The sequence below is a fragment of the Arthrobacter sp. Soil_C_60 genome, assembly GCF_057656375.1.
In genome coordinates this window covers 12,195-33,713 of record NZ_JBDGKM010000016.1, presented here as the reverse complement: position 1 = coordinate 33,713, position 21,519 = coordinate 12,195, and the positions used below count along the sequence as shown (strand labels likewise).

The following is a 21,519-nucleotide window of genomic DNA, read 5'->3' as shown; positions in this document are numbered from 1 at the left end:
GTCAACAGTATTGAACAGTGTTCAGGATTGTGACGTGCCGCTTGGCGTGCGTCCACGAGCCGCGGAACCTACGTCTTGTCCGGCCCTTGCCGACGCCGGAGTCTCAGCGCTGGGTTTCGGCGTAGAACCATTCGATGTGCTCGCGGAGCAGCTGGGAGGCCCGCTTGCCCTCGCCTGCCGACACCGCAGCCAAGATGCCGTGATGTTGGCCGCGGAGCACGTCGGCGACAGGTTCCCACGCCTCGTCGCTGCGGATCGACTCCGCAACGTAGTCACTGATGGACAGGCGCAGCGACTCCATCATCGCCTCGATGACCGCATTGCCGGCGAGCGAGGAAAGCAGCACATGGAAGCGGGCATCGAGCGCATGGAAGTCCGCTCGGGCGAGCTTCGGGTTGTCCATCAACTCCAGCAGTTCCGCGGCCTCGTCAAGCTTGGCCCGGGTCGCCTCGTTCTCAGGATCGATGGTGGCGGCCTCGGCAGCCCCGGTCTCGAGCAGGATGCGTGTCTGCACGATCTCGCCGACAGTCAACTGGCGGGTTGCCACATGCAACCGCAGTGCGGCGGCCAGCCCGGAGGCAGGCTGGGATACGATGACCGCGCCTGCGTTGGGGCCGGAACCGGTGGAAGTGCGCACCACCCCGAGTACGTCCAGGATGCGGATGGCATCGCGTACGGAGGCCCGGGACAGCCCGTGTTTCTCGGCCAGCGTCCGTTCGCCGGGTAGCTGATCGCCGAGCTTGAGCGCCCCGGAGCGCAGCTCCGCCTCGATGCTTTGGAGCACCGCCTCGTAGGCGCGCGGTGCGGGTTTAGCTATCTTGCTGGTCACGGCTTTATCTTCGCATGCGCACGCGGCCGGGCACGCCTTGCGGGGCATGCCCGGCCGCCGGTGGACTCGGCGTCCTAAGGCAGCATCCAGCCCAGGACCGGTGTCGACTGCAGGTAGACGACGATGCAGAGCACCAGCAACATGCCCACGCTCCAGCCAACGACCTTGCGCAGGATGAGGGACTCCTGCCCGTCGAGCCGGACTGCGGTGGCGGCAATGGCCAGGTTCTGGGGACTGATCAGCTTGCCGACCACACCACCGGAAGTGTTGGCGGCCACGAGCAGGTTGGGGTCAATCCCCGCCTTCAGCCCGGCGGTCTGCTGCAGCTTGGCGAACAGGGCATTGGCCGAGGTGTCGGAACCGGTGACGGCGGTGCCGATCCAGCCCAGCATCGGAGACAGGAAAGCGAAGAACGCGCCGGTCCCTGCCAGCCAGGTGCCGATGGAGACGGTCTGCCCGGACAGGTTCATTACGTAGGCCAGGGCAAGCACGGTGAGGATGGTCAAACTGGCCCAGCGCATGCGGTGGATCGTGCGCGGGATTTCGGCCAGCGCCGTTCCCACCCGGAGCGGGTAGCGGCCGGCGCCGTCGAAACGTGAATAGACGACGGCGACGAGCAGTCCGGCAATGAGCAGCAGCGTGCCCGGGTTGGACAGCCAGGTGAACTTGTAGATTGTGGAAGACACCGGTTCGCCGGCGGCGTCGACGATGTTGCCGTACAGCAGCGGCCAAGGCACCGCGATGTCGGTGGAGGCCAGCCATCCCGGGATGTCCACGCCGAATGTCCACAGTTTGGCTACACCGAAGACCACGATGACGAGGAAGTACGGAAAGAGTGCGAGCCAGGTGCGGACCGGGGTCAGCCGTTCGGCGGCAGCGTCTGTCCCGGTGGCGCCGGAACCGCCACCCTGTCCGCCGGAACCGCCACGCTGTACGCCGGAACCGCCACCCTGCATGCCACTTCCAGCGACCGGCACGCCGCTCGCGCCGACCGGAACCTCGGCGCAGATGCGTTCACGGGCAGCCGTCCTGCCGCGCGGTTCCCAGACCCGGAGGAACGCCACGGCTGCACCCATGGCGACCAGTGCGGCCACCACATCGGTGAGTTCGTAGGAGAAGTAGTTCGAGCAAAGGAACTGCGCAATGCCGAACGAGGAGCCGATGACCAGGGCGGCGGGCCAGCAGTCCTTGAGCCCCCGCTTCCCGTCCAGGATCAGCAACAGGATCAGGGGAACGACGAACGCCAGGAGCGGGGCCTGGCGGCCGACTACGGCGCCGATGTGGTCGGCATCCAGCCCGGTCAGTCCCGCGGCGGTGGTGATCGGGATCGCCACCGCACCGAAGGCGACGGGGGCGGTGTTGGCGACCAGCACGGCGGCGGCGGCGCGCAGCGGAGCCATGCCCAGCGCGAGCAGCATCGTGGCGGTAATCGCGACGGGCGCCCCGAACCCGGCGAGCGCCTCGAGCAGGCCACCGAAGCAGAAGGCGATGAGGATGGACTGCAGCCTGACGTCGCCGCGGCCGATCACATCAAAGACCCGCCGCAGGTCTTCGAAACGGCCGCTGATGACCGTAACTTGGTACAGCCACACGGCCATCACGACGATCCAGACGACGGGGAACGCGCCGAAGACCGCTCCGAGTCCACCGGACATCAGGGCCAGACCGGAGGGCATCTGGAAGGCCAGAATGGCGACCAGCAGTGCCACGAGCAGGGACACCAGCCCGGCCACGTGCGACTTCGTCTTGACGACGGCGAGCAGCACAAAGAAGGTCAGCAGCGGTAGCAGCGAGACTACAGCCGAAAGCGCGACGCTGCCGGCTAGTGGATCAGTGGTGGGGGTAAATGTCTCCACAGGTTTTCCTTCGCATGGTGGGGCACGGAACCGGGGTGGTGGTCGGACCACTATGGTCTGACCACGCAACAATAGCGCATTTTGGTGGATTTTGTGAGGGGTGTCACGAAAAAGGGCTGTGACCTGCGACGTTGGACGGGAAGCATGGGCAATGACAGTAAAGGGGCAGCGGTGCCCACCGGTCAGCGGCCGTTACGGCATGATGGAACAGGACTGTCTTTTTGACTTCGGCGTATGGATCAGGAGGAATGGATGAGCCTCACCCGGCGGCAGATTGTGGATGCAGCCATGGACATCCTGCGCAATTACGGCCTGGGCGACCTGTCCATGCGGCGGCTGGCCCGTGATCTGGGTGTCCAGCCCGGGGCGCTGTATTGGCACGTGAAGAACAAGCAGGACCTGCTGGGCGTGCTGGCCGAACAGATTTTGGCGCAGGTGGACGCGGATGCGGTTGACCCCGCGGCGGCGGACGGCGATCCGGTCCGCCGGCTGGCCGCGGACATCCGCGCCGCGCTGCTGGCCGTTCGGGACGGTGCCGACGTGGTGTCGCTGGCACATGCGCTGAACCCGGAGGCGCTTCCGGCGATCGCCACCCTGCGCACGCTTCTGCAAGACACCGACCTGACCGAGCAGCAGACGCGCTGGGGCGCACGCACGCTGACCCATTTCATTCTTGGCGCCGTGGCGGAGGAGCAGACCCACGCCGATCTGGCCGCAGCCGGATTGCTGCCCGAAAACGTACGCCAGGACAACGACGACGACGAGGCCTTCCTCTTCGGCGTGGATGCGGTCCTGGCCGGACTGCGCGCCCGCTAGGAGCAGTCAGTCCCGGATGCGGACGGCGGTTTCGCGCAGGTACTGGTCCACCCGGATGTAGGCATCGCGGGTCAGCGCCTTCCATAACTCGAGGGCCAGCCGCGCATCGTCCTCTTCGAGCGCGAGGATTTTGTCGGCGCTGAGCACCATCAGCTCCACGGGGCCCACGGCCTTGACCGTGGTTTCCTGCCGGTTCTCGCTGCCCAGGGCCAGTTCGCCGAAGGTCATGCCCGCGGAGAGGGTGCTGAGTTTGACCCGCGTTCCGTTCGGCCCGGGCACGGACGTGGTGATCTTGCCCGACACAATGAAGAACACGCCGCCGAACCGCTGCCCCACGCGGCGGATCACGTCGCCGTCGTCGTACGTTTTGGGTTCCATCCGCTGCTCGAGCGCCCCAGCATCGTCCTTGCTGAGGGAGCTGAGGGCGGGGCTGTCCGCCGGCCGCACCGCATCCGGGAGCTCAAGGTCGCCGCCGTACCTGGCGATGAGCTGGTTTTCGGACCACTCCACGGCGGCGCTGCGGGTGGTGAAGGTCGGGACTTCGCCGTCGACCTCCATAAACGACGCCGCCAGCGTGCCTTCGCCGTCGATCAGCACCAGCTGGCGCCCGGCAGCCGTGAGCTGTTCGCGCACGTCGGCGAGCATGCGCAGTGCCACGGCGGCCACCTCGTCCACGCGGCGCAGGTCCAGAATGACGTGTTCGACGTCGTCGCTCAAGGCGCTGAGTTCGCGCACCACGGATTCGGAGCCGGCAAAGAGCAGGTCCCCGTTCAGTTCGATGACCATGGCGCGGTGGCCGTGCTCGCGCAGTACATCCGCGGCCTCGTCGGTGCGGCGGATGCCGGAGGGGGAGTCCGTGATGTCGTAGCCGGCGCGGATGGCGGACTTTCCGGTGCGGCCGGCCCGGACAAAGTGCAGTTCCATGTCGTCCGAGAGCCGCTGGCAGGTTTCGATGCCGCGCACGCTGGTGCCGTGCGCGTCCAGCGGCGGCGAGTACACCGCCAGCCCCACCTGGCCCGGCAGCACGGCCAGGATGCCGCCAGCCACCCCGGACTTGGCCGGCATACCCACCGAGCTCATCCACGCCCCGGCGTCGTCGTACATCCCGCAGGTGGTCATGACCGACAGCACGCGCTCCACCTCGCCGATCTCGAGCAGGTCCTCGCCGGTCAGCGGGTTGGTGCCGCTGTTCGCCAGCGTGGCCGCCATGATGGACAGATCGCGGCAGTTCACCAGCACCGAGCATTGCCGGAAATAGTCCTCCACCACCGGGTCCGGGTCGGTTTCGATGATGTTGAACGAGCGCAGCAGGTAGGCCAGTGCCTTGTTCCGGTGCCCGTGCGCCAGCTCCGATTTGTACACGCGCTCGCTGACGGCCAGGTCGCGCCCGGCGAAGTCGGAGAACATGTTCAGGATCCGGCGGGAACGCGAGTACGGTCCGGCGCTTTTAACTAACGACGTCGCCGCCAGCGCCCCGGCGTTGATCATCGCGTTGGAGGGCCGGCCGCTGCCCTCGGCCAGGGAAATCTCGTTGTAGGCATCGCCGGAAGGTTCGACGTCGATTTTCTCGTCCACCGCCGCCATGCCGCGGTCCGACAGCGCCAGCCCGTAGGTGAACGGCTTGGAGATGGACTGGATGGTGAACTCTTCGCGCGTATCGCCGACTTCATAGACGTAGCCGTCCACCGTGGCCAGGCAGATGCCGTAGTTGTCCGGATCCACGTCCGCCAGCGCGGGAATGTAGCTGGCGGGTTGGCCGTCCTTAATGCGCGCGATCTCCTCGTGGATGTGCGTCAGGTAGCGCTGGATAGGGGAGTCCATACCGCCAGCCTATGTGCCCGGCCGCTGTTCCCCGATATCGCCACCTCGCCGTCCAGGTTCAGCACGGTGCGCCGGTGGGCGCGCCTCGTCAACTGCCCTGGCTCCGACGGCCGGCAGACAGGAGGGGCTGCCGCGACAGCCCCTCCTGGTGTCAGTGTTGGCCGGTCAAGCTGACGGCACCGCTATTTGGTTGACTGCTCCTCGATTGGTTGCTCCGCCGCTGCTGCCTCAACCTGTGCGCTTTCGCGGTTTCGTAACCGCTTCACGAAGTTGACCACCATGATGATGATGACAAAGGCGAACGGGAACGCGCCGATGATCGTGCCGGTTTGGACGGTATCGATCACGGAGGTGCCGCCCAGGGTCAGCAGCGCCACGGTGATGGCCACGATGCTCGCCACCAATACCACCCGGAAGAGCTTGCTCGGCGTCCGCCCCGAGGAAACGAATTCCGCCAGGGCGTGCACGCCTGAATCCAGGGAGGTGATGTAGTACGTCGCCACGAGGATGGTCGCCACGACCAGCAGGATGGTGCCCACAGCGGGGATGTACTCGAGCATCACAAACAGCCCCTGCGAAGTGTCTTCGGCAACCGCAGCCGCGATGGACCCGTTCGTCCCGTTGTCGTAGTACAGGGCGGCGCCGCCGATGATGCCGATCCAGATCATCACGATCAGGGACGGAACAACGGTGACGCCCAGGATGAATTCCCCGATGGTCCGGCCCCGCGAGATGCGGGCGATAAAAGCCCCCACAAACGGGGAGAACGCGATGACCCAGCACCAGATGAAGACCGTCCACCAACCATTCCAGCTGTCCTGCCAGGAACCGATTCCTTCGGCCGCGACGCCGGAATCCGTCCAGAGGCTCATCGCCAGGAAGTTCTGGAAAAATGCGCCGAAGGTCTGCGACAAGGTGGACGCAAGGTAGATGATCGGGCCGAACGCGAACACGGCGACCAGGAGCACGATGCTCAGCACGGAGTTGATCTCGCTGATCCGCTTCATGCCCTTGCTGATGCCGAAGAATACCGATCCTGCCGTGAGGGCCCCCAGTGCCACGATGATCGCAATCCACAGCGGGGCGCTGGCATGGATGCCCGTGATGGCGCTGATGCCGGAGGTGAACTGCAGCGTGGCAAAACCAAACGAGGTAGAGAGGCCGAGCACCGTGGCGAGGATCGCGAGCAACTCGATGACCATGCCGGCGCCGCGGCGGGACTTGCGCGGGAAGATATCGACGACGGCGTCGCGGAACGTTAGCTTCTTGCCCAGGTTGTGGTGCGAGTAGGCCAGGCAAATCGCCACAATGCCGTACATCGCCCAGGCCGTCAGGCCCCAGTGGAAGTAGGACCAGGCCATCGCCCCGTCCGCCGGGCTGGCAGAACCAGCCGGGAACAGCGGATTCTCGTCTTTGAGCATGATCGGTTCGGCAACCGACCAGAAGATCAGTCCAATGCCCTGGCCGCAAGCGAAGAGCATGGAATACCAGGCAAACTTGCCATACTCGGGCTTGGCATCCGGGCCGCCAAGGCGGATGTGGCGGAACCGGCCGAATGCCAGCCAACCGCAAACGCCCAGCGCCAGCGCGGAGAAGGCGACGAAAAACCACGTGAAGTATTCGGTGACAAAGGTCCGTGCCGCGCCGATGGCCGTGGCAGTTCCATCCGGAACGGCCACGGCGAACGTGAGAATTGAAACCACCAGGACGATGGCGGCGGCCTTGATGACAACGTCGTCGACGCGCCGCTTCTTCTCTTCCTGAGGCTCCGGCGGGTTCAGGTCAGCGCGGTATTCCACCGGCGCTGCCGGCCTTGTCTCATTTTTGCTCAACGTCATTGTCGATCACATCCTCGAATTCGGCATCGAGGGCGGCCGACATGGCGACGCTTGCACGCTTGAGCAGGATTTCGCCTTTGTTTGCGGTGGCCTGGGCTGCGGAGGACAGGCATCCGGACGCCGGCGTCAGCTCGGGACGAACCGGCAGGACGTCGTAGTTCGGCAGCACAGCCGGCGGCAGATCTTCGACCTTGTCCATCTCCACCTTTTCCGGGTACAGGTGAAGCATGAGTGATGTTTCGAGGACTCCGCCGTGTTCCAGATCCCAGCCGGTGAAGCCGTCGGGGTACAGTTCGGCAATCGTTGCCTCGTCGACGAAATCCCAGTAGGACAGCAGCATGACCTTCACATCGTCGATCCCGGCCCGCTGCAGTTCGGTGACGGCCAGATCAACACCTTCATACAAGAACTGGTAGTTCTCGAAATGGCCGTTGATGAAAGCGATTTTCCGCACGCCGTGCCGGGCGAATTCGAGGGTCAGCGTCCGGGCAATGGAAATGACGGTGGACGCATCCAGGCTGGTGGTGCCGGGGATGTGGTTTCCGCCGCCCGAACGCTGCTGGGACTTGTAGCCGTAGGTGATGGGGGCCGCGACCAGTCCGCCAACGGCTTCGGCTACACCGCCTGCCATGGCGCGGGAGAGCAGGACGTCCACGTTGAGCGGCATGTGCGGTCCATGCTGTTCGATGGAGCCGACAGGGACGAGGACGGCCGCCTTGCCGTCCGAAATCTTTTCGCGGTAGGTGAAGGAGTCCAACTCCTCCATGTAAACACTGTTGCGCATCGTCTCTCCGATTCGTTGCAAGCTGACAGGATGCCCGCCCCCTAAACGTCGCTGCCCGCGTGGAATACACGCGGGCAGCCACGTTTACGGGGCGAGGATCTGGGTGCGAAGGGGCGGTGCCGGTCCGGGACCGGCACCGCCCGACGCAGGCTAGGCGTTGATGATGTTGTTTTCGGGGCCGAAGCCGAATTTGGTGATGTTCTCGACGGCGCCGTCTTCGCCGATGACGAGGATGTCGTGTTCGCGGTAGCCGCCGGCGCCGGGTTCGCCGTCTTGGACGGTGATCATGGGTTCCATGGAGACGACCATGCCGGGTTCGAGGACGGTGTCGATGTCTTCGCGTAGTTCCAGGCCTGCTTCGCGGCCGTAGTAGTGGGAGAGGACGCCGAAGGAGTGGCCGTAGCCGAAGGTGCGGTTCGGGAGCAGGCCGTGGCCGATGTAGATTTCGTTGAGTTCGGCGGCGATGTCCTTGCAGACCGCGCCGGGCTTGATCAGTTCCAGGCCGCGGCGGTGGACTTCGACGTTGACGTTCCACAGTTGCAGGGAGCGTTCGTCGGGCTGGCCGAGGAAGAGGGTGCGTTCGAGGGCGGTGTAGTAGCCGGAGGTCATCGGGAAGCAGTTCAGCGAGAGGATGTCTCCTTGCTGGAGTTTGCGGGTGGTGGCCCAGTTGTGGGCGCCGTCGGTGTTGATGCCGGATTGGAACCAGACCCAGGTGTCGCGGACTTCCTGTTCGGGGAAGGTGCGGGCGATTTCGTGGACCATGGCTTCGGTGCCGATGAGGGCGACTTCGTATTCGGTGATGCCGTCGCGGATGGCGGCTTTGATGGCTTCGCCGCCGAGGTCGCCGATGCGGGCGCCGTGTTTGATGACTTCGATTTCTTCGGCGGATTTGATCATGCGCTGGCGCATGGCGTCCTGGGAGACGTCGAGCAGTTGGGCGCCGTCGAACGCGGCCTGGATCTTTTCGCGGGTCAGTACGGGCAGGGCGTCGTCTTCGACGCCGAGGCGGCGGGCGGTGACGCCGCGCTGGCGCAGGGCTTCCTGGAGGCCGTAGTAGAAGTTGTCGCGGCGCCAGTCGGTGTAGACGATGTTTTCGCCGTAGCTGGTGCGCCAGGGCATGCCGGCGTCGATGTTCGCGGTGATGGTGACGGAGTCCTCGGCGGTGACGACGAGGGCGTAGTTGCGGCCGAAGGTGGTGTAGAGGAAGTCGGAGTAGTACTTGATGCCGTGGTAGCTGGTGAGGATGACGGCGTCGAGTTCCTTCGCGGCCATGATCTGGCGCAGCCCGGTCAGGCGGCGTTCGAACTCGGCGTCGGAGAACGTCAGCTTCTGCTTGGTCCCGTTATGCAGGACCTTCAGGCGCTCGAGTCCGGCGACGGAATTGGCGGGAGCAGCTGCAATGGTCATTGAATCTCCTAAAGAATTACGAATTGCGGTACCTAAGCGACTGACAGACAGGTGCAGTCGAAAGGTGATTGTGGGAGGCAACCGCGAAACTGCGATGTGTTTCCGCTGCCCTTACGGACTAGATTATGTGCCCTGCATCACAAAAAATATGGGTAGAACGTCAAGGGATTAAGGGAAAGCAGTAGACGGTTTGTAAAGGACTTTGTCCCCGCCGTCGAAATCAGCTCCCGGCAGCAGCCCGCTTCGCCCGGGTGGTGAACAGGACGCCCGCAATCACCAGGCCCGCGCCGAGGATCTGCATCGCCGTGATCGTCTCGCCGAGCAGGAAGTAGGCGCCCAGCATCGTGCCTACCGGCAGGAAGTTCAGGTACACGGAGGCCTGCGAAGCACCCAGGATTGCCACGGCGCGGTTATAGAGAATCAGCGCCACCACGGAGGGGAAGACGCCCAGATAGATCAGCCCCCACCAATGGCCGCTGCTGTCCAGATCCGGCACCCCCAGGATCAGCCACTCGCCCACCATGAACGGGAGCAGCATCAGCACGGACAGCCCGGTCATGACCAGTACCGAGCCGTAGGACGGGAACAGGTGCAGGTACTTGCGCACCCCGATCGAGTACAACGCCCAACTGGCCACGGCTCCGACCATTAGCGCGTCGCCGGCATTCCAGCCCAGATCGCCGAGCCGGAAGACCTGCCCTTCCAGTACTACCCAGACCGATCCGAAGAGCGAAAGCGCCACCCCGAAAAGCTGGATCCACCGCAGTTTCTCCCGCAGCAGCCAGGCACTGAGCGCCACCGTCACCGCCGGGATGGCCGCCTCCAGCACCGAAACGTTGGTGGCCGAGGTGAACTGCAGCGCGGCATACAGGAAGGTGGTGAAGGCGGCCACCCCGGTGACCGTCATGAACAGCAGCGGCTTGAAATGCTGCCGGAACAGCGGCGCGGCCTGCCGTGCGCCGCGGTACCCGAACGGCAGCAGGACCACGAACGCAATAGCCACCCGCAGGAACGCGATGGTGAAGGGCGGCAGGTCGGCCAGCGCCTTGCCCACGAGAATGTTGCCCGAGTAAATAACCACCACGAGAATGCACATCAGGTAGGCGCGCATCACGGGTCCTCTATGATCAGCAGCAAGGGGCAACCTCAGCATCGCCCGTTGCCGCCGTCCGCGCCAAATCGTTCACCAGGAAGGAGCCTGACCAGTGGCATCAGTACTGCTGACCGGCGGAACAGGAGCCCTCGGCCGTGCCGTCGAACCCGCCTTGCTCGAGCGAGGCCACACGGTCCGCATCCTCAGCCGCCACGAGCAGCCGGCCGGACGCGGCCCGGGCACCTGGGCACGCGGCGACCTGCAAACCGGGGACGGCATCGACGCGGCGGTCGACGGCGTCGACACGATCATCCACTGTGCAACTTCCAACGGCCGCGGCGATATCACCGGCACCGAAAACCTCATCGCGGCGGCCCGCAACGCCGGCAACCCGCACCTGATCTACGTCTCGATCGTCGGCGTGGACAGCATCCCGATGCTCTACTACCGGGCCAAATTCGAAGCCGAGCAGCGGATCGAAACCTCCGCGCTGCCGTGGACCATCCTGCGCGCCACCCAGTTCCACAAGCTCGTCTTCGCTCTGTTCGCCGCCCAACGCCGGCTGCCGCTGGTCATCGCCCCGGACCTCCGCTTCCAGCCCATCGACGTCCGCGATGTCGCAACGCACCTGACGGAACTGGCAGCCGCCGGTCCCGCGGGCAGGGCACCCGACGTCGGCGGGCCGCAAATACTCTCCGCCGAAGAAATCGCCCGCCTGACCCTCGAATCCCTTGGCGTACGACGGCGGGTGGTTCCGACGCGATTCCCCGGCAAGATGTTCGCCGCGTACAAGGCGGGCAACCACCTCGTCCCCGGCAATCCAGTAGGAAAGCGGACCTTCGCCCAGTTCGCTGCCGAAGAGACCAGCGGCGGACGATGACCGCGACGCCTGCCGCGGATCTAACCCGCGGCGCCCGCCGCGAACGTAGCACCCACCGTCCGGAGTCTGCCAGTCCTGATCTACCCGAAGGAGAATGATGATCGCCGCCATCCTGCACTCAGCCATGCCAACAGGAGAGCCCGGACAAGCCGGGCCAACCCGCTATGCCGAGTCCAAACCCCTGGTCATCGAAGAACTGGAGCGGCCCGAACCGCGCGCCGGCGAGCTGGGCGTGTCCATTACGTATTCCAGCCTCTGCCACTCGGATCTTTCCGTCGTCGATGGCTCCCGCGTCCGCCCGCTGCCGATGGCGCTGGGGCATGAGGCCGTCGGGCGGGTAATTACTGTGGGGGAGGGCGTCAACGACGTCAAAGAGGGAGACCACGTGGTGCTGGTTTTTGTCCCCAGCTGCGGAAGCTGCCGCGCCTGTGCCGCCGCCCGGCCCGCCCTCTGCCACCGCGCCGCCGAGACGAACGGCTCCGGCGACCTGCTGCACGGCGAAGCCTTGCTGAAAACCGCCGAGGGGAAGCGGATCAACCACCATCTGGGCGTGTCCGCCTTCGCCGATTACGCCGTGGTTGCCCGCGAATCCGTCGTCGTCATCAACGATGATGTGCCGGACACCGTGGCGGCCATGTTCGGCTGCGCAGTGCTGACGGGCATGGGCGCGGTGCTCAATACTGCAGCGGTCCAGGCCGGGCAGTCTGTTGCCGTGTTCGGCCTCGGCGCCGTGGGCCTCTCGGCCGTCATGGCGGCCAGCCTGGCCGGGGCGAGCGACATCATTGCCATTGATCCGAATCCGGGCAAGCACCAGCTGGCCTTGGACTGCGGGGCCACCGCCGTGGGAACGCCGGATGACGCCGGGGCGCTGATCGCCGAGGCGACCGGCGACGGCGTCGACGTCGTGGTGGAAGCGGTGGGATCCGCCAAGGTCATCGCCTCGTGCCTGGAGCATGTCACCCGCGGCGGCGCCGTGGTCTCCGTCGGACTGCCGCACCCCTCGGCCGAGCTGACGGTCCCGGCCCTGCAGTTCGCCGGAGCGGGCAAACGCCTGCTCGGGTCCTACATGGGCGATGCGGTGCCGGAGCGCGACATTCCGCTGTACCTGGAGCACTGGCGGGCGGGAAAGCTGCCCGTGGAGCTGCTGTATACGGACACCAAACCGCTGCGCGAGATCAACGAGGGACTGGACGCGCTGGCATCGGGGCAGGTGGTCCGCCGCCTCTTCCAGGCGTGACCGCTGCCTAGAAACCCCTCGCTACTGCGGCGGCCGCGCGGAGCCAGGCACGCTGGGTCTCCGGCTGCAGGGCGTTGAACCGGATGGGCCCGTTGACCAGCGCCGGGTCGTACGGAATGCGGACTACCTCGCGCACGAATTCGCGGAAACCGGTCTCGATCCGGTCCGCCTCGATCTTCGCGCGCTTGCGGGTCTCGCCGGTCATGCCGCGGCCGGCGTCGGTCGACTCGGACACAATAACGACGGCGTTGCGCGCCAGTTCCGCTTCATGGTCGCCGCGCGCCGCGAGGGTCTGCAGGGTGAGCCGCGCGGCCTCGGCCCGGTCTTCCATCGCGGTCACCGGCACCACCAGCTGGTTGGTGTGGTCGATCATCCGGCGCCAGTTGGCGGAGCGGGAAGTGTTCCCCGAGTCCATGACGATCAGCCGGTAGTACTTGCAGGCGACCCGGTGCGCGATGTCCACTTCCTCCGCGGTCACCTCGTGGTCGCCTTCCTCATTCTCGTCCGAACGCAGCACATCGAACTTGTCCGCAGCCTGGTGGTGGACGTAGTGGGCAAGATCGGCCGCATTGGATTCGGGGGAGAGGAGCTTGCTGGACGAGTCCACCAGATCCAGCACGCTCGAGGCATGCGGGCCCTGCTCGGTGCGCCAGCCCAGCGTGCCCTGCGATTCGTTGTTGTCCCACGCGAGCACCGGTCCGCCGCCGTAGCGGGCCAGAATGGCGCTGAGCATGACCACTGTCGGTGTCTTGTTGGCCCCGCCCTTGCGATTGACGACGGCGACGGTGCGCGGCCCCGGCCAATGCTGGCTGACGAGCTGTATGTCCGCCCGCTCGGCGAGCTCCTCCTTGGACGGTTCCACCCGCATGCCCATTTTCGCCAGCACGCCGCGCCAGCCCTTGGTGGCCGGCTCCTTGGCCGAACCGGTGACCAGGAAAGACGTCTCGCGAAGATCCCGCCGGCGCCGGGCCTGCACGCCCTCCTGCGGCTGGGGCTCCTGCGTGCTGCCCGCGGCCCGAGGCTCGGCGGCCGCACCATCTGCTTGTTTCACCCCGGCTGCCGGGGGCGAGGTCTGCAGGTAGCCCGCCTCCCGGGAGGACACCGGTTCGCCGTCGTTCTGTTGCCTGCGCAACCGTCGGCTGGGCGGCTGGAACTCGTCGACGCCGGTTGTGTCCGGATCGGAACGTTCTCCGGCGTCGTTGATCCGATTGGCAGCAGCAGCTGCCGGAAAGTCCGGAATTTGCCTGGTCATAGCCGTCCTATCATCCGGGGAGGTGAAATGATTTACTACTGATCATCTCCGGCCAGCTTCAGATGAACAAATGAAAACGGCACCAATGCAGCATTTGTGGATAGTTCTGCCCATGAAGGGCCCGGCGGGTCTGCGGCGCTTACTGCCCGTTGTCGCCGAGTTCATAGCGGTACGTGCGGGCGCGCATGCCGTCCCGGGTGGGATGCTCGTCCACCGCGCTCCAGTTGAGGCGTTCATAGAAGGGCGCTGCATTGCCCTCGCCAAGCAGCGTGACCAGCTCCGCCCGCGTGGCGCCTGCAGTGCGCGCATCTTCCAGGAATCGGTTGAGGAGTTCCTGGCCGGCGCCGGTGCCCCGTGCAGCGGAGTCAACGGCAATGGCAGTAACGACGGCGATCTGCCCGCCGGCCGCAGCGTTGGCCACAGCCCCGGTGGCTGCACGGGACGCAGCACTGGACTGAGGGCGCGCAACACTGGACTCGGTGCCGGCGGCCGGTCCGGCGGCGGGGGTGCGGCGCCACTTCGGGGTGAGGATGCGCTTGAGGTAGGCCCGTCCGCGGGTACGGATGAAGTGGGCGCCGAGCCGGGGCCGTTGGGCCAAAGCCAGCAACCCTGCCAAGGCAAGACGGAGGCGGTGGCGGCGAACGACGTCGTCAATATGGCGGAACTGATCGGTAGAGCCCACGAGGAAGCCGACGGCCTGCGTGCCCCGGGCATCAACGTGTTCGGCAACCAGCGCAATGCCAAAGGGCGAGTCGAGGAAACTCGCATGCCAGCGGCGGACAAAGCGTTCGCCCATCTGCGGGAACAGCCCGTCGGGCACGTAACGGCACTGCCAAGCCGCCATGGTGGTGAGGTCGGTCGGCGTGGCCGGGCGCACGGTTACGCTCGGAACGTCTGGGGCAGGCAAATCAACTCCTGGGACGGGGAGGTGGCCAGCACCGAACGCGGTTGTATCAATTGTCGACTGCAGACGGCCCACTCCTCTTTCTTTGATGACGTCTCATCTAATGTCTGTGCACAGTGTAAACGACCAACCTTTCCGCAAACTGACAGGCTGGGCAAGGCGGCCGTACCCTGGCTCCGCACACCCCTCCCCAAGCGGCGCGTCCACTCCTAGACTTAACGCTTGGGGCGTGGACCGCCCGCGCCTTTCAGTAATCGGGTTCATTTACCAGAATGCAGGTGAGCGCAATGACTGGACGTGTAGTGCATTTCGAGATTCCCGCGGAAGACGAGGAACGGGCAAGGAGCTTTTACAACGCGGCCTTCGGCTGGAACATCCAGCCCATGCCGGAGCTGAATTACAACATGGTCATGACTACGCCGACGGATGACCAGGGCATGCCGAGCGAACCGGGCGCGATCAACGGCGGTATGTTCCGGCGCGAAGGTGAGCTGAAGACACCTATTATTACACTCGACGTCGAGGACATCGATGCTGCACTGGAGAAGGTGGGCAGCCTGGGCGGGTCCACGGTGGAGGCCAAAATGGCCGTCGGCGACATGGGGTTCGCGGCCTATTTCCGGGACAGCGAGGGGAATCTGATGGGCCTGTGGCAAACTGCCGCACCCTCCGGCGGATAGGGGGCAATCCGGCCGTTGCTCTTGCGGGAACTGCCATGAATGGCAGAATCGCACTCATGAAGCTCCACCTGCCGCTCGCATGGCCTGCGTCGCCGCCATCGCACGCCGGCGTGGTGCTCCGCCCGTTCCGCGACTCCGACGCGCACCTCGCCGCCGAGCTCACGCAGGATCCGTACATTCGACTGATCAGCACCCTTCCGGCCAGGCCCACCGCGGAAGAAGCAATGGAGTGGATCCTGCACCAGAACGGACGATTCACCGAGGGGATGGGCTACTCCTTCGCCATCGCCGACGCCGCGACCGACCGGGCGCTCGGCCAGATCGGCATGTGGCTGAAGGCGATAGAAACAGGAAGAGCGACGGCGGGATACCTGGTTGCGCCGCCGGCTCGCGGCCACGGCGTGGCCGCCGCGGCATTGTCAGCACTCACCGCCTTCGCCTGGACCCTGCCCGTCCTGCACCGGGTGGAGCTGTACATCGAACCGTGGAACACCGGTTCCATCCGCACGGCCGAAGCCGCCGGCTACCAGCGCGAAGGACTGCTGCGCAGCCACCAGAGCATCGGCGGCGAGCGTCGGGACATGCTGCTCTACGCCGCCATCCGGCCCTAGCGCGGGCGTGCCTCGTGGTGGGCTCGCCCATGGGAGCGCCGGTCCTCTTTCATTTCGGCCTCGAACAGGTGCCGCTTACCCTCGGCGAGTTCATCCCGGGCGGCCTGCTCCACTGACTTGAACGCGGCGTAGTAGTTGTCGTCGTAGTCTTCGACGATTTGGAACGTCCACCGTCCAGCAATCACATTCCGCCCCACGACGTCCTGCTCGACCCGGTCGGCCAGCTCGCCGTGTCCGGCCTTGCGCAGGAGCTCCGCGGCCTCACCCAGGGCGAGGTCGGCCTTGCCGGTCAGGCGGTGGAAGCCGTAGAGATAGCCGCGGGCGTGTTCGACGACTTCCAGCGCCTCGGACAGCTTGCCCAGCGCTTCAACCGTTGCGTCACTCGTGCCCTCGGGGCGGCGGTGGGAATGGTCAGGACCGTCATGCGGAAGGCTCGTCATGGGGAAATTATTACCGTTGGATCCGCAAAGCGCGACGCCGGCGCCCAACTTGGCACCGACGTCGCACTTGGTTTTTTGGTTTCGCTGGAGGGACTACGGCAGCTGCGGGTCCACGCCGTAGTGCTCGGCCAGGTCGGTGATCACGGCGTGCGCGCCCTGGATGCTGACGGAGGCGACGAAGGTTTCGTCGTCGACGTGGACAACGTCGCCCTTCAGGCGCTCCCACAGCGGGTTGGACTCGAAGGTCTTCTGCTGTTCGCGGGAGGCATCGCCCTCGGCGCCCGACGGTGTCCAGGCGCTGACCATGACCAGGCCGGCGTCGGCCTTGAGGATCTGCTCCTCGGAGAGCGGGACGAAGATGGACTCGGTGGTATCCGGCGCACCTTCCGGGCGGGGGATGTTCATGTCGGCCATGATCTCGCCGATGAACGAATCGGTGGAGTACAGGCGCGCGGTGTCCTCGCCGGCGAAGCGCAGCAGGGAGTAGGTGGCTTCGGGGTTCTTGGCGAGAATTTCCTCGCCGACCTTCTTGGCACGCTCCTCATAGCCGGCCACGAGCTCTTCGGCCTTGTCCTTCTTGCCCAGCGCCTCGCCGAGGAAGACCACGTTTTCCTTCCAGGTGGGGCCGGTGCTGACCGAGAAGATGGTCGGCGCGATCTTGGAGAGCTGGTCGTAGAGCGCCTCGTGGCGGACCTGCGCGGAGACGATGACGTCCGGCTCCAGCTCGAGGATCTTCTCCAGGTTCGGCTCGGCGAGGGTGCCGACGTTGACCGCGTCAGCGGTGGCTTCGTCGACGTCGCCAAGGTAGTCGGCAAACGGATCGCCCGGATCCTGCCGGTACTGGACGTAGCCGACCAGATCGGCCTCAAGCAGCAGGGCGGCATCGATGTAGCTCGGGTCCAGCGCGACGACGCGCTTCGGCTCGGATTCGATGGTGGTTGAACCCATGGCATGTTCCATGGTCAGCGGGTAGCCGGAGCCGCCCGCGGGAGCGGAAGCGGCGCTGTCTTCGGTGGCGGCCGGTGCGCCGCAGGCAGCGGTGCCCAGGAGCGAGGCGCCGGCGACCAGTGCCAGCAATTTGGTCAGAACGGGTGTTTTCATGCGAGTCTCTTTCACGGTCCGAACGGCCTTAGCCGCGTCACTTAGGTAAGGCTAAGCTTGTCCCCGTCGTAGACTGTAGCAGTCGAAAAGACCGACGCTCCAAACCTCCCGTAATAGAAGGCGCTCTTGAAAACTGTGGATGCACCGGCCACGGGCACAGACTCCATTCCGGCTGCCGGGCTGCGCGAAACCGCGCTGCGGCTGCCCGTGCGCAGCGGAAAGGTGCGGCTGCGCTGGTTGGCCGCGGCCGTCGTCGTACTTTGCGCCGCCGTGGTGGCCAGTGTTTGCATCGGCAGCCAGCCCTCGTCGCTTGCGCAGGCGTGGCATGCGGTGGTGACGCCCACGGGAACCAACATGGACGTCACCATCCTGCAGCTGCGCTGGCCCCGGACATTGACCGGTATTGCCGCCGGCATTTGCCTCGGCGTGGCCGGAACGCTCTCGCAGGGGCATACCCGTAATGCCGTGGCGGATCCGGGTCTGTTGGGCATCAACCAGGGGGCGGCGCTGGCCATCGTGGCCGCGACCGCTATCGCTGGGACAATGCTCCCGCTGACCCAGGCCGTGCTGGCGTTCTGCGGCGCGCTGCTGGCGAGCGTGTTCGTGTTCCTGATCGGTACCGCCGCCCGGCACGGGTCCACGCCGATCACGCTGGTGCTGGCCGGCGCCGCGGTCACCGCGCTGTGTACGGGGCTGGTGACCGGGATCGTGCTGCTGAACGAGGCGGCCCTGGACACCCTGCGCTTCTGGCAGGTGGGCTCCATCGCCGGGCGCAACGACATCCTGCCGGCCATCTGGCCCTTCCTGCTGGCGGGCCTGATGCTGGCGGCGATGAACATTCCGGCGCTGAACGCGCTGGCGCTGGGCGAAGACGCCGCCCGGTCCCTGGGCATCTCGGTGCTGTGGGCGCGCTGCGCCGGCATCGCCGCGATCACGCTGCTGGCCGGATCCGCCGTGACCATGGCCGGCCCGATCGCGTTCGCCGGGCTGCTGGTTCCGCATATCGCCCGGGCGATGGTGGGGGCCGACTACCGCTGGCTGCTGCCGGCTTCCGCGGTGACCGGCGCCGCGCTGCTGCTCCTGGCGGATACCGCCGGACGGGTCATCGCGCGTCCGGGTGAACTGTCCGTGGGCGTGGTGCTGGCCGTTATCGGCGCCCCCTTCTTCGTGTTCCTGGCCCGCCGCCGCAAGTTGGTGACCGTATGAGCACCGTGACCCGCAACGGCGGCAACCCGGTCCGTTCACTGCGCGTGCTGCGGGCCGGACCGGTCTCGATCCGGGTCAGCCCGCGCGGGCTCTCCGTGGGCGGAGTGCTGATCCTGGTGCTGGTGATGGCCATGGCCGTCCACGTGGCCAACGGCGGCGCCCCGCTCGCACTGCTGGACGTGCTGCGCGCGCTGCTCGGCGACACGTCCGACTCGAAGGTCCATCTGGCCGTGACCGAGTTCCGCGCACCGCGGATGGTCGCCGGCGTCGTCGCCGGTGCCTGCCTCGCCGCCGCCGGAGCCATCACGCAGACCGTGGCCAGGAATCCGCTGGCAAGTCCGGATGTGCTGGGCGTGACCGCCGGGGCCTCGCTCGGCGCCGTCACCGTACTGGTGGTCGCCGGCGGCGGGAATGCCGGCCTGAGCGGACTGGCCGCAACGCTGGGCATGCCGCTGGCTGCCTTCGGCGCGGGCGTGCTCAGCGGGGTCGCGGTCTACTTGCTGGCCTACCGGGCCGGGATCGACAGCTACCGGCTGGTCCTGGTGGGGCTGGGCATCAACGGTTTTGCCGTCAGCCTGACTACCTGGCTGCTCACCCTGGGCGACGTCAGCAGCGCCGCCCAGGCGCTGACCTGGATGACGGGTTCGCTCAACGGCAAGGACTGGGCGCTGGTGCAGCCGATGGGGGCCATCGCCGTGGTACTGGTGCTGGCCGCCGTCTTCTGCGGGCGGTGGCTGCTGCTGACCAGCCTGGGCGAGGACACCGCCGTCGGACTTGGAACCCGGGTTGGCACGGTGCGGCTGACGGCCCTGACTATCGCCGTGCTGCTGGCCTCGGTGGGCACCGTGGTCGCCGGGCCGCTGGTGTTCGTGGCACTCGCCAGCCCGCAGATTGCGCGCATCTTGACCGGTGCCGTGGTGCCGCCGGTGGCAGTTTCCGCATTGGTGGGCGCCGTGTTTGTGCTGCTGGCCGATACCGTCTCCGCCAACGCCCTGAGCGTGGCGCTGCCGGTGGGTGTTGCCACCGCCGTCGTCGGCGCACCCTATTTGATCTACCTGATTCTGCGCTACCAACGGAGGCTCACATGAGCGCGTACAGTACCGGCGGGCGGCTGCGCGCCGACGCCCTGACCCTCGGCTACGACGGCCCCGACATTGTCCGGGAACTGTCGCTGACCGTGCCCGATGCCGCCATCACCGCCGTGATCGGGCCCAACGGCTGCGGCAAGTCCACCCTGCTGCGCGGGCTCGGCCGGCTGCTGGCGCCCCGGTCCGGAGCGGTGACGCTCGACGGCGAACCCTTGGCGAAGCTGTCCACCCGCCATGTTGCCACCCAGTTGAGCGTGCTGCCGCAGACGCCGACCGCGCCGTCCGGACTGACCGTGGCGGACCTGGTTTCGCGCGGGCGGCACCCGCGGCAGAAGTGGTACCAGCAGTTCTCCGTGTCGGACGAGGCCGTGGTGCTCGACGCGCTGGCGGCCACGGACAGTCTGGAATTGGCGGACAAGCCGCTGGAGGATCTGTCCGGCGGCCAGCGGCAGCGCGCCTGGATCTCGATGACGCTGGCCCAGGAGACCGATATCCTGCTGCTGGACGAACCCACCACCTACCTTGACCTGGCGCACCAGGTGGAGGTCCTGGAGCTGGTCCGTCGGCTCAACCGGGACCGCGGCCGCACCGTGGTGATGGTGCTGCACGACATTTCGCTCGCCGCGCGCTACAGCGACCACATGGTTGCCATGAAGGACGGCCGGATCGTCGCGCAGGGAACCCCGGCTGAAGTCGTCACGCCCGAACTGCTGCTCGAGATCTTCGGGCTGGCCGCCCAGGTGGTGCAGGAACCGACCGCCGGACGGCCGCACGTCATCCCCTTGGGCGCCGGCGTCTAACCACACTCAACCGCAACGCCCCGTCGGATCCGGAGCGCCAGCCGCCCGTACGGATTCCCTATGGCGTCAGCGCGCCGAAGGAAGTGGAGACTGCGAAGTCCCCGCCGACAATGTAGCTGCGGCGGTACTCGATCGGGCGGCCTCCCGCATAACCCACGCGGTCGATCAGGAGCAGAGCCGTATCCGCCGCGCATTGCAGCGACCGAGCCTGTTCCTCCGTGGCGATGACGGCGGTGAGCCGTTCTTCGCCGCCGTCCAGCGAGATCCCGCACGCTTCCTCGAGCTCCTGGTACAGGGCGGTGTTGGAAAAGTCCCGCTCCAGCAGCGGTCCGACCTGTTCGGCGGGCAGCCAGACGTCATCCAGCGCCAGCGGAACGCCGTCGGCATAACGCCGTCGCGAGAGGTGGAACAGCGGTTCCTCCGCCGGAAGCATCAGCCGCTGGGCTACCGCTTCGTTTTGCTCCACCTCCTGGGCCAGGACGTCACTGTAGTGCTCCATTCCTGCTTCCTGCAGGGTGGCGAAGAGGCTGTACACGGGACCATAGGCTGTGCTTTTTCCGGCAACCACCTGCGGCAGGGCAACCGGCTTGCGGCCGCGTTGCGCGGTAACCAGCCCGGCCTCGCGCAGAGGGCGCAAGGCAGCGCGGATGCTGCCGCGGCTGGCACCGTATTCGTTGGCCAGGGCCAGCTCGCCGGGAAAACCAGTGCTGAATTCGCCCTTCTGCAGCCGGCGGTGCAGATCCCGGCTGATGGCTTCCCAGAGCGGAGTTCCGGGCGGGGTGCTGCCAGGCTCGGCAGCCGAAGGTTTTGCCTGGTCCTGCCCGGTCACGTAGCCTCCATTGGAGAAATGTATAAACATTTGCGGTCATTTCGGCC

At 66.3% G+C, this 21,519-nt stretch carries 20 protein-coding genes; 8 read left to right on the top strand and 12 right to left on the bottom strand.

The window, feature by feature from the left end; all coding sequences use genetic code 11:
* Positions 1-103: 103 nt before the first annotated feature.
* Both AC3A4M_RS21540 and AC3A4M_RS21535 read right to left on the bottom strand, forming a co-directional pair.
* Positions 104-829 (bottom strand): FadR/GntR family transcriptional regulator, encoded by a 726-nt coding sequence (locus AC3A4M_RS21540; protein WP_498738508.1) that lies wholly within the window; start codon positions 827-829, stop codon positions 104-106.
* Positions 830-903: 74 nt separating this feature from the next.
* Positions 904-2,685: an L-lactate permease gene (locus AC3A4M_RS21535; protein WP_498738506.1), complete on the bottom strand. Its 1,782-nt coding sequence runs from the start codon at positions 2,683-2,685 to the stop codon at positions 904-906.
* A 252-nt stretch (positions 2,686-2,937) separates the two neighbouring features.
* Here AC3A4M_RS21535 and AC3A4M_RS21530 point away from each other — a divergent pair, with 252 nt between their 5' ends.
* Positions 2,938-3,501, top strand: coding sequence for a TetR/AcrR family transcriptional regulator C-terminal domain-containing protein (locus AC3A4M_RS21530; protein ID WP_498738504.1), 564 nt, complete (start codon positions 2,938-2,940; stop codon positions 3,499-3,501).
* A 6-nt stretch (positions 3,502-3,507) separates the two neighbouring features.
* Here AC3A4M_RS21530 and glsA read toward each other — a convergent pair whose 3' ends face one another.
* The 5 genes from glsA to AC3A4M_RS21505 all read right to left on the bottom strand — a co-directional run bounded on the left by glsA (position 3,508) and on the right by AC3A4M_RS21505 (position 10,462).
* Positions 3,508-5,322, bottom strand: a complete 1,815-nt coding sequence (glsA, locus tag AC3A4M_RS21525; RefSeq protein WP_498738503.1) for a glutaminase A — start codon at positions 5,320-5,322, stop codon at positions 3,508-3,510.
* Positions 5,323-5,504: 182 nt separating this feature from the next.
* Positions 5,505-7,160: a BCCT family transporter gene (locus tag AC3A4M_RS21520; protein ID WP_498738501.1), complete on the bottom strand. Its 1,656-nt coding sequence runs from the start codon at positions 7,158-7,160 to the stop codon at positions 5,505-5,507.
* Positions 7,141-7,926: a creatininase gene (locus AC3A4M_RS21515; RefSeq protein WP_498738500.1), complete on the bottom strand. Its 786-nt coding sequence runs from the start codon at positions 7,924-7,926 to the stop codon at positions 7,141-7,143. The genes AC3A4M_RS21520 and AC3A4M_RS21515 overlap by 20 nt, the downstream gene beginning before the upstream one ends.
* 168 nt (positions 7,927-8,094) lie before the next feature.
* On the bottom strand, positions 8,095-9,351 hold the full coding sequence (locus AC3A4M_RS21510) for an aminopeptidase P family protein (protein WP_498738498.1): 1,257 nt from the start codon (positions 9,349-9,351) through the stop codon (positions 8,095-8,097).
* 220 nt (positions 9,352-9,571) lie between these two features.
* Positions 9,572-10,462, bottom strand: a complete 891-nt coding sequence (locus AC3A4M_RS21505; RefSeq protein WP_498738497.1) for a DMT family transporter — start codon at positions 10,460-10,462, stop codon at positions 9,572-9,574.
* A 94-nt stretch (positions 10,463-10,556) separates the two neighbouring features.
* On the opposite strand from AC3A4M_RS21505, the gene AC3A4M_RS21500 reads away from it, so the two are divergent.
* Together AC3A4M_RS21500 and AC3A4M_RS21495 are read left to right on the top strand one after the other, a co-directional pair.
* Positions 10,557-11,324 carry an SDR family oxidoreductase gene (locus tag AC3A4M_RS21500; protein WP_498738496.1) on the top strand — a complete coding sequence of 256 codons (768 nt, stop codon included), beginning with the start codon at positions 10,557-10,559 and terminating at the stop codon, positions 11,322-11,324.
* 97 nt (positions 11,325-11,421) lie between these two features.
* On the top strand, positions 11,422-12,561 hold the full coding sequence (locus AC3A4M_RS21495; protein ID WP_498738494.1) for a zinc-binding dehydrogenase: 1,140 nt from the start codon (positions 11,422-11,424) through the stop codon (positions 12,559-12,561).
* Between the two features lie 7 nt (positions 12,562-12,568).
* Here AC3A4M_RS21495 and AC3A4M_RS21490 read toward each other — a convergent pair whose 3' ends face one another.
* Both AC3A4M_RS21490 and AC3A4M_RS21485 read right to left on the bottom strand, forming a co-directional pair.
* Positions 12,569-13,813 carry a MinD/ParA family ATP-binding protein gene (locus AC3A4M_RS21490; RefSeq protein ID WP_498738492.1) on the bottom strand — a complete coding sequence of 415 codons (1,245 nt, stop codon included), beginning with the start codon at positions 13,811-13,813 and terminating at the stop codon, positions 12,569-12,571.
* 139 nt (positions 13,814-13,952) lie between these two features.
* Complete coding sequence (locus AC3A4M_RS21485; protein ID WP_498738490.1) at positions 13,953-14,720, bottom strand: GNAT family N-acetyltransferase; 768 nt, start codon at positions 14,718-14,720, stop codon at positions 13,953-13,955.
* 284 nt (positions 14,721-15,004) lie between these two features.
* Here AC3A4M_RS21485 and AC3A4M_RS21480 point away from each other — a divergent pair, with 284 nt between their 5' ends.
* Together AC3A4M_RS21480 and AC3A4M_RS21475 are read left to right on the top strand one after the other, a co-directional pair.
* The gene (locus AC3A4M_RS21480) at positions 15,005-15,397 is read left to right on the top strand and encodes a VOC family protein (protein ID WP_498730645.1); all 393 of its coding nucleotides are present in this window, start codon (positions 15,005-15,007) and stop codon (positions 15,395-15,397) included.
* Positions 15,398-15,453: 56 nt separating this feature from the next.
* Positions 15,454-16,008: a GNAT family N-acetyltransferase gene (locus tag AC3A4M_RS21475; protein WP_498738489.1), complete on the top strand. Its 555-nt coding sequence runs from the start codon at positions 15,454-15,456 to the stop codon at positions 16,006-16,008.
* Here AC3A4M_RS21475 and AC3A4M_RS21470 read toward each other — a convergent pair.
* A complete protein-coding gene (locus AC3A4M_RS21470; protein WP_498738488.1) occupies positions 16,005-16,448 on the bottom strand; it encodes a hypothetical protein in 444 nt (147 codons plus the stop codon). The genes AC3A4M_RS21475 and AC3A4M_RS21470 overlap by 4 nt on opposite strands.
* A gap of 93 nt (positions 16,449-16,541) precedes the next feature.
* On the bottom strand, positions 16,542-17,549 hold the full coding sequence (locus tag AC3A4M_RS21465) for an ABC transporter substrate-binding protein (RefSeq protein WP_498730640.1): 1,008 nt from the start codon (positions 17,547-17,549) through the stop codon (positions 16,542-16,544).
* Positions 17,550-17,684: 135 nt separating this feature from the next.
* On the opposite strand from AC3A4M_RS21465, the gene AC3A4M_RS21460 reads away from it, so the two are divergent.
* Genes AC3A4M_RS21460 through AC3A4M_RS21450 form a run of 3 tightly spaced genes read left to right on the top strand, consistent with a single transcriptional unit; the run spans position 17,685 to position 20,643 of the window.
* The gene (locus AC3A4M_RS21460; protein WP_498738564.1) at positions 17,685-18,755 is read left to right on the top strand and encodes a FecCD family ABC transporter permease; all 1,071 of its coding nucleotides are present in this window, start codon (positions 17,685-17,687) and stop codon (positions 18,753-18,755) included.
* Positions 18,752-19,843 (top strand): FecCD family ABC transporter permease, encoded by a 1,092-nt coding sequence (locus tag AC3A4M_RS21455; protein WP_498738485.1) that lies wholly within the window; start codon positions 18,752-18,754, stop codon positions 19,841-19,843. The genes AC3A4M_RS21460 and AC3A4M_RS21455 overlap by 4 nt, the downstream gene beginning before the upstream one ends.
* A complete protein-coding gene (locus AC3A4M_RS21450; protein WP_498738483.1) occupies positions 19,840-20,643 on the top strand; it encodes an ABC transporter ATP-binding protein in 804 nt (267 codons plus the stop codon). The genes AC3A4M_RS21455 and AC3A4M_RS21450 overlap by 4 nt, the downstream gene beginning before the upstream one ends.
* A gap of 58 nt (positions 20,644-20,701) precedes the next feature.
* On the opposite strand, the gene AC3A4M_RS21445 is transcribed toward AC3A4M_RS21450, so the two are convergent.
* Positions 20,702-21,472, bottom strand: coding sequence for a GntR family transcriptional regulator (locus tag AC3A4M_RS21445; RefSeq protein WP_498738482.1), 771 nt, complete (start codon positions 21,470-21,472; stop codon positions 20,702-20,704).
* Between the last annotated feature and the right edge of the window lie 47 nt (positions 21,473-21,519).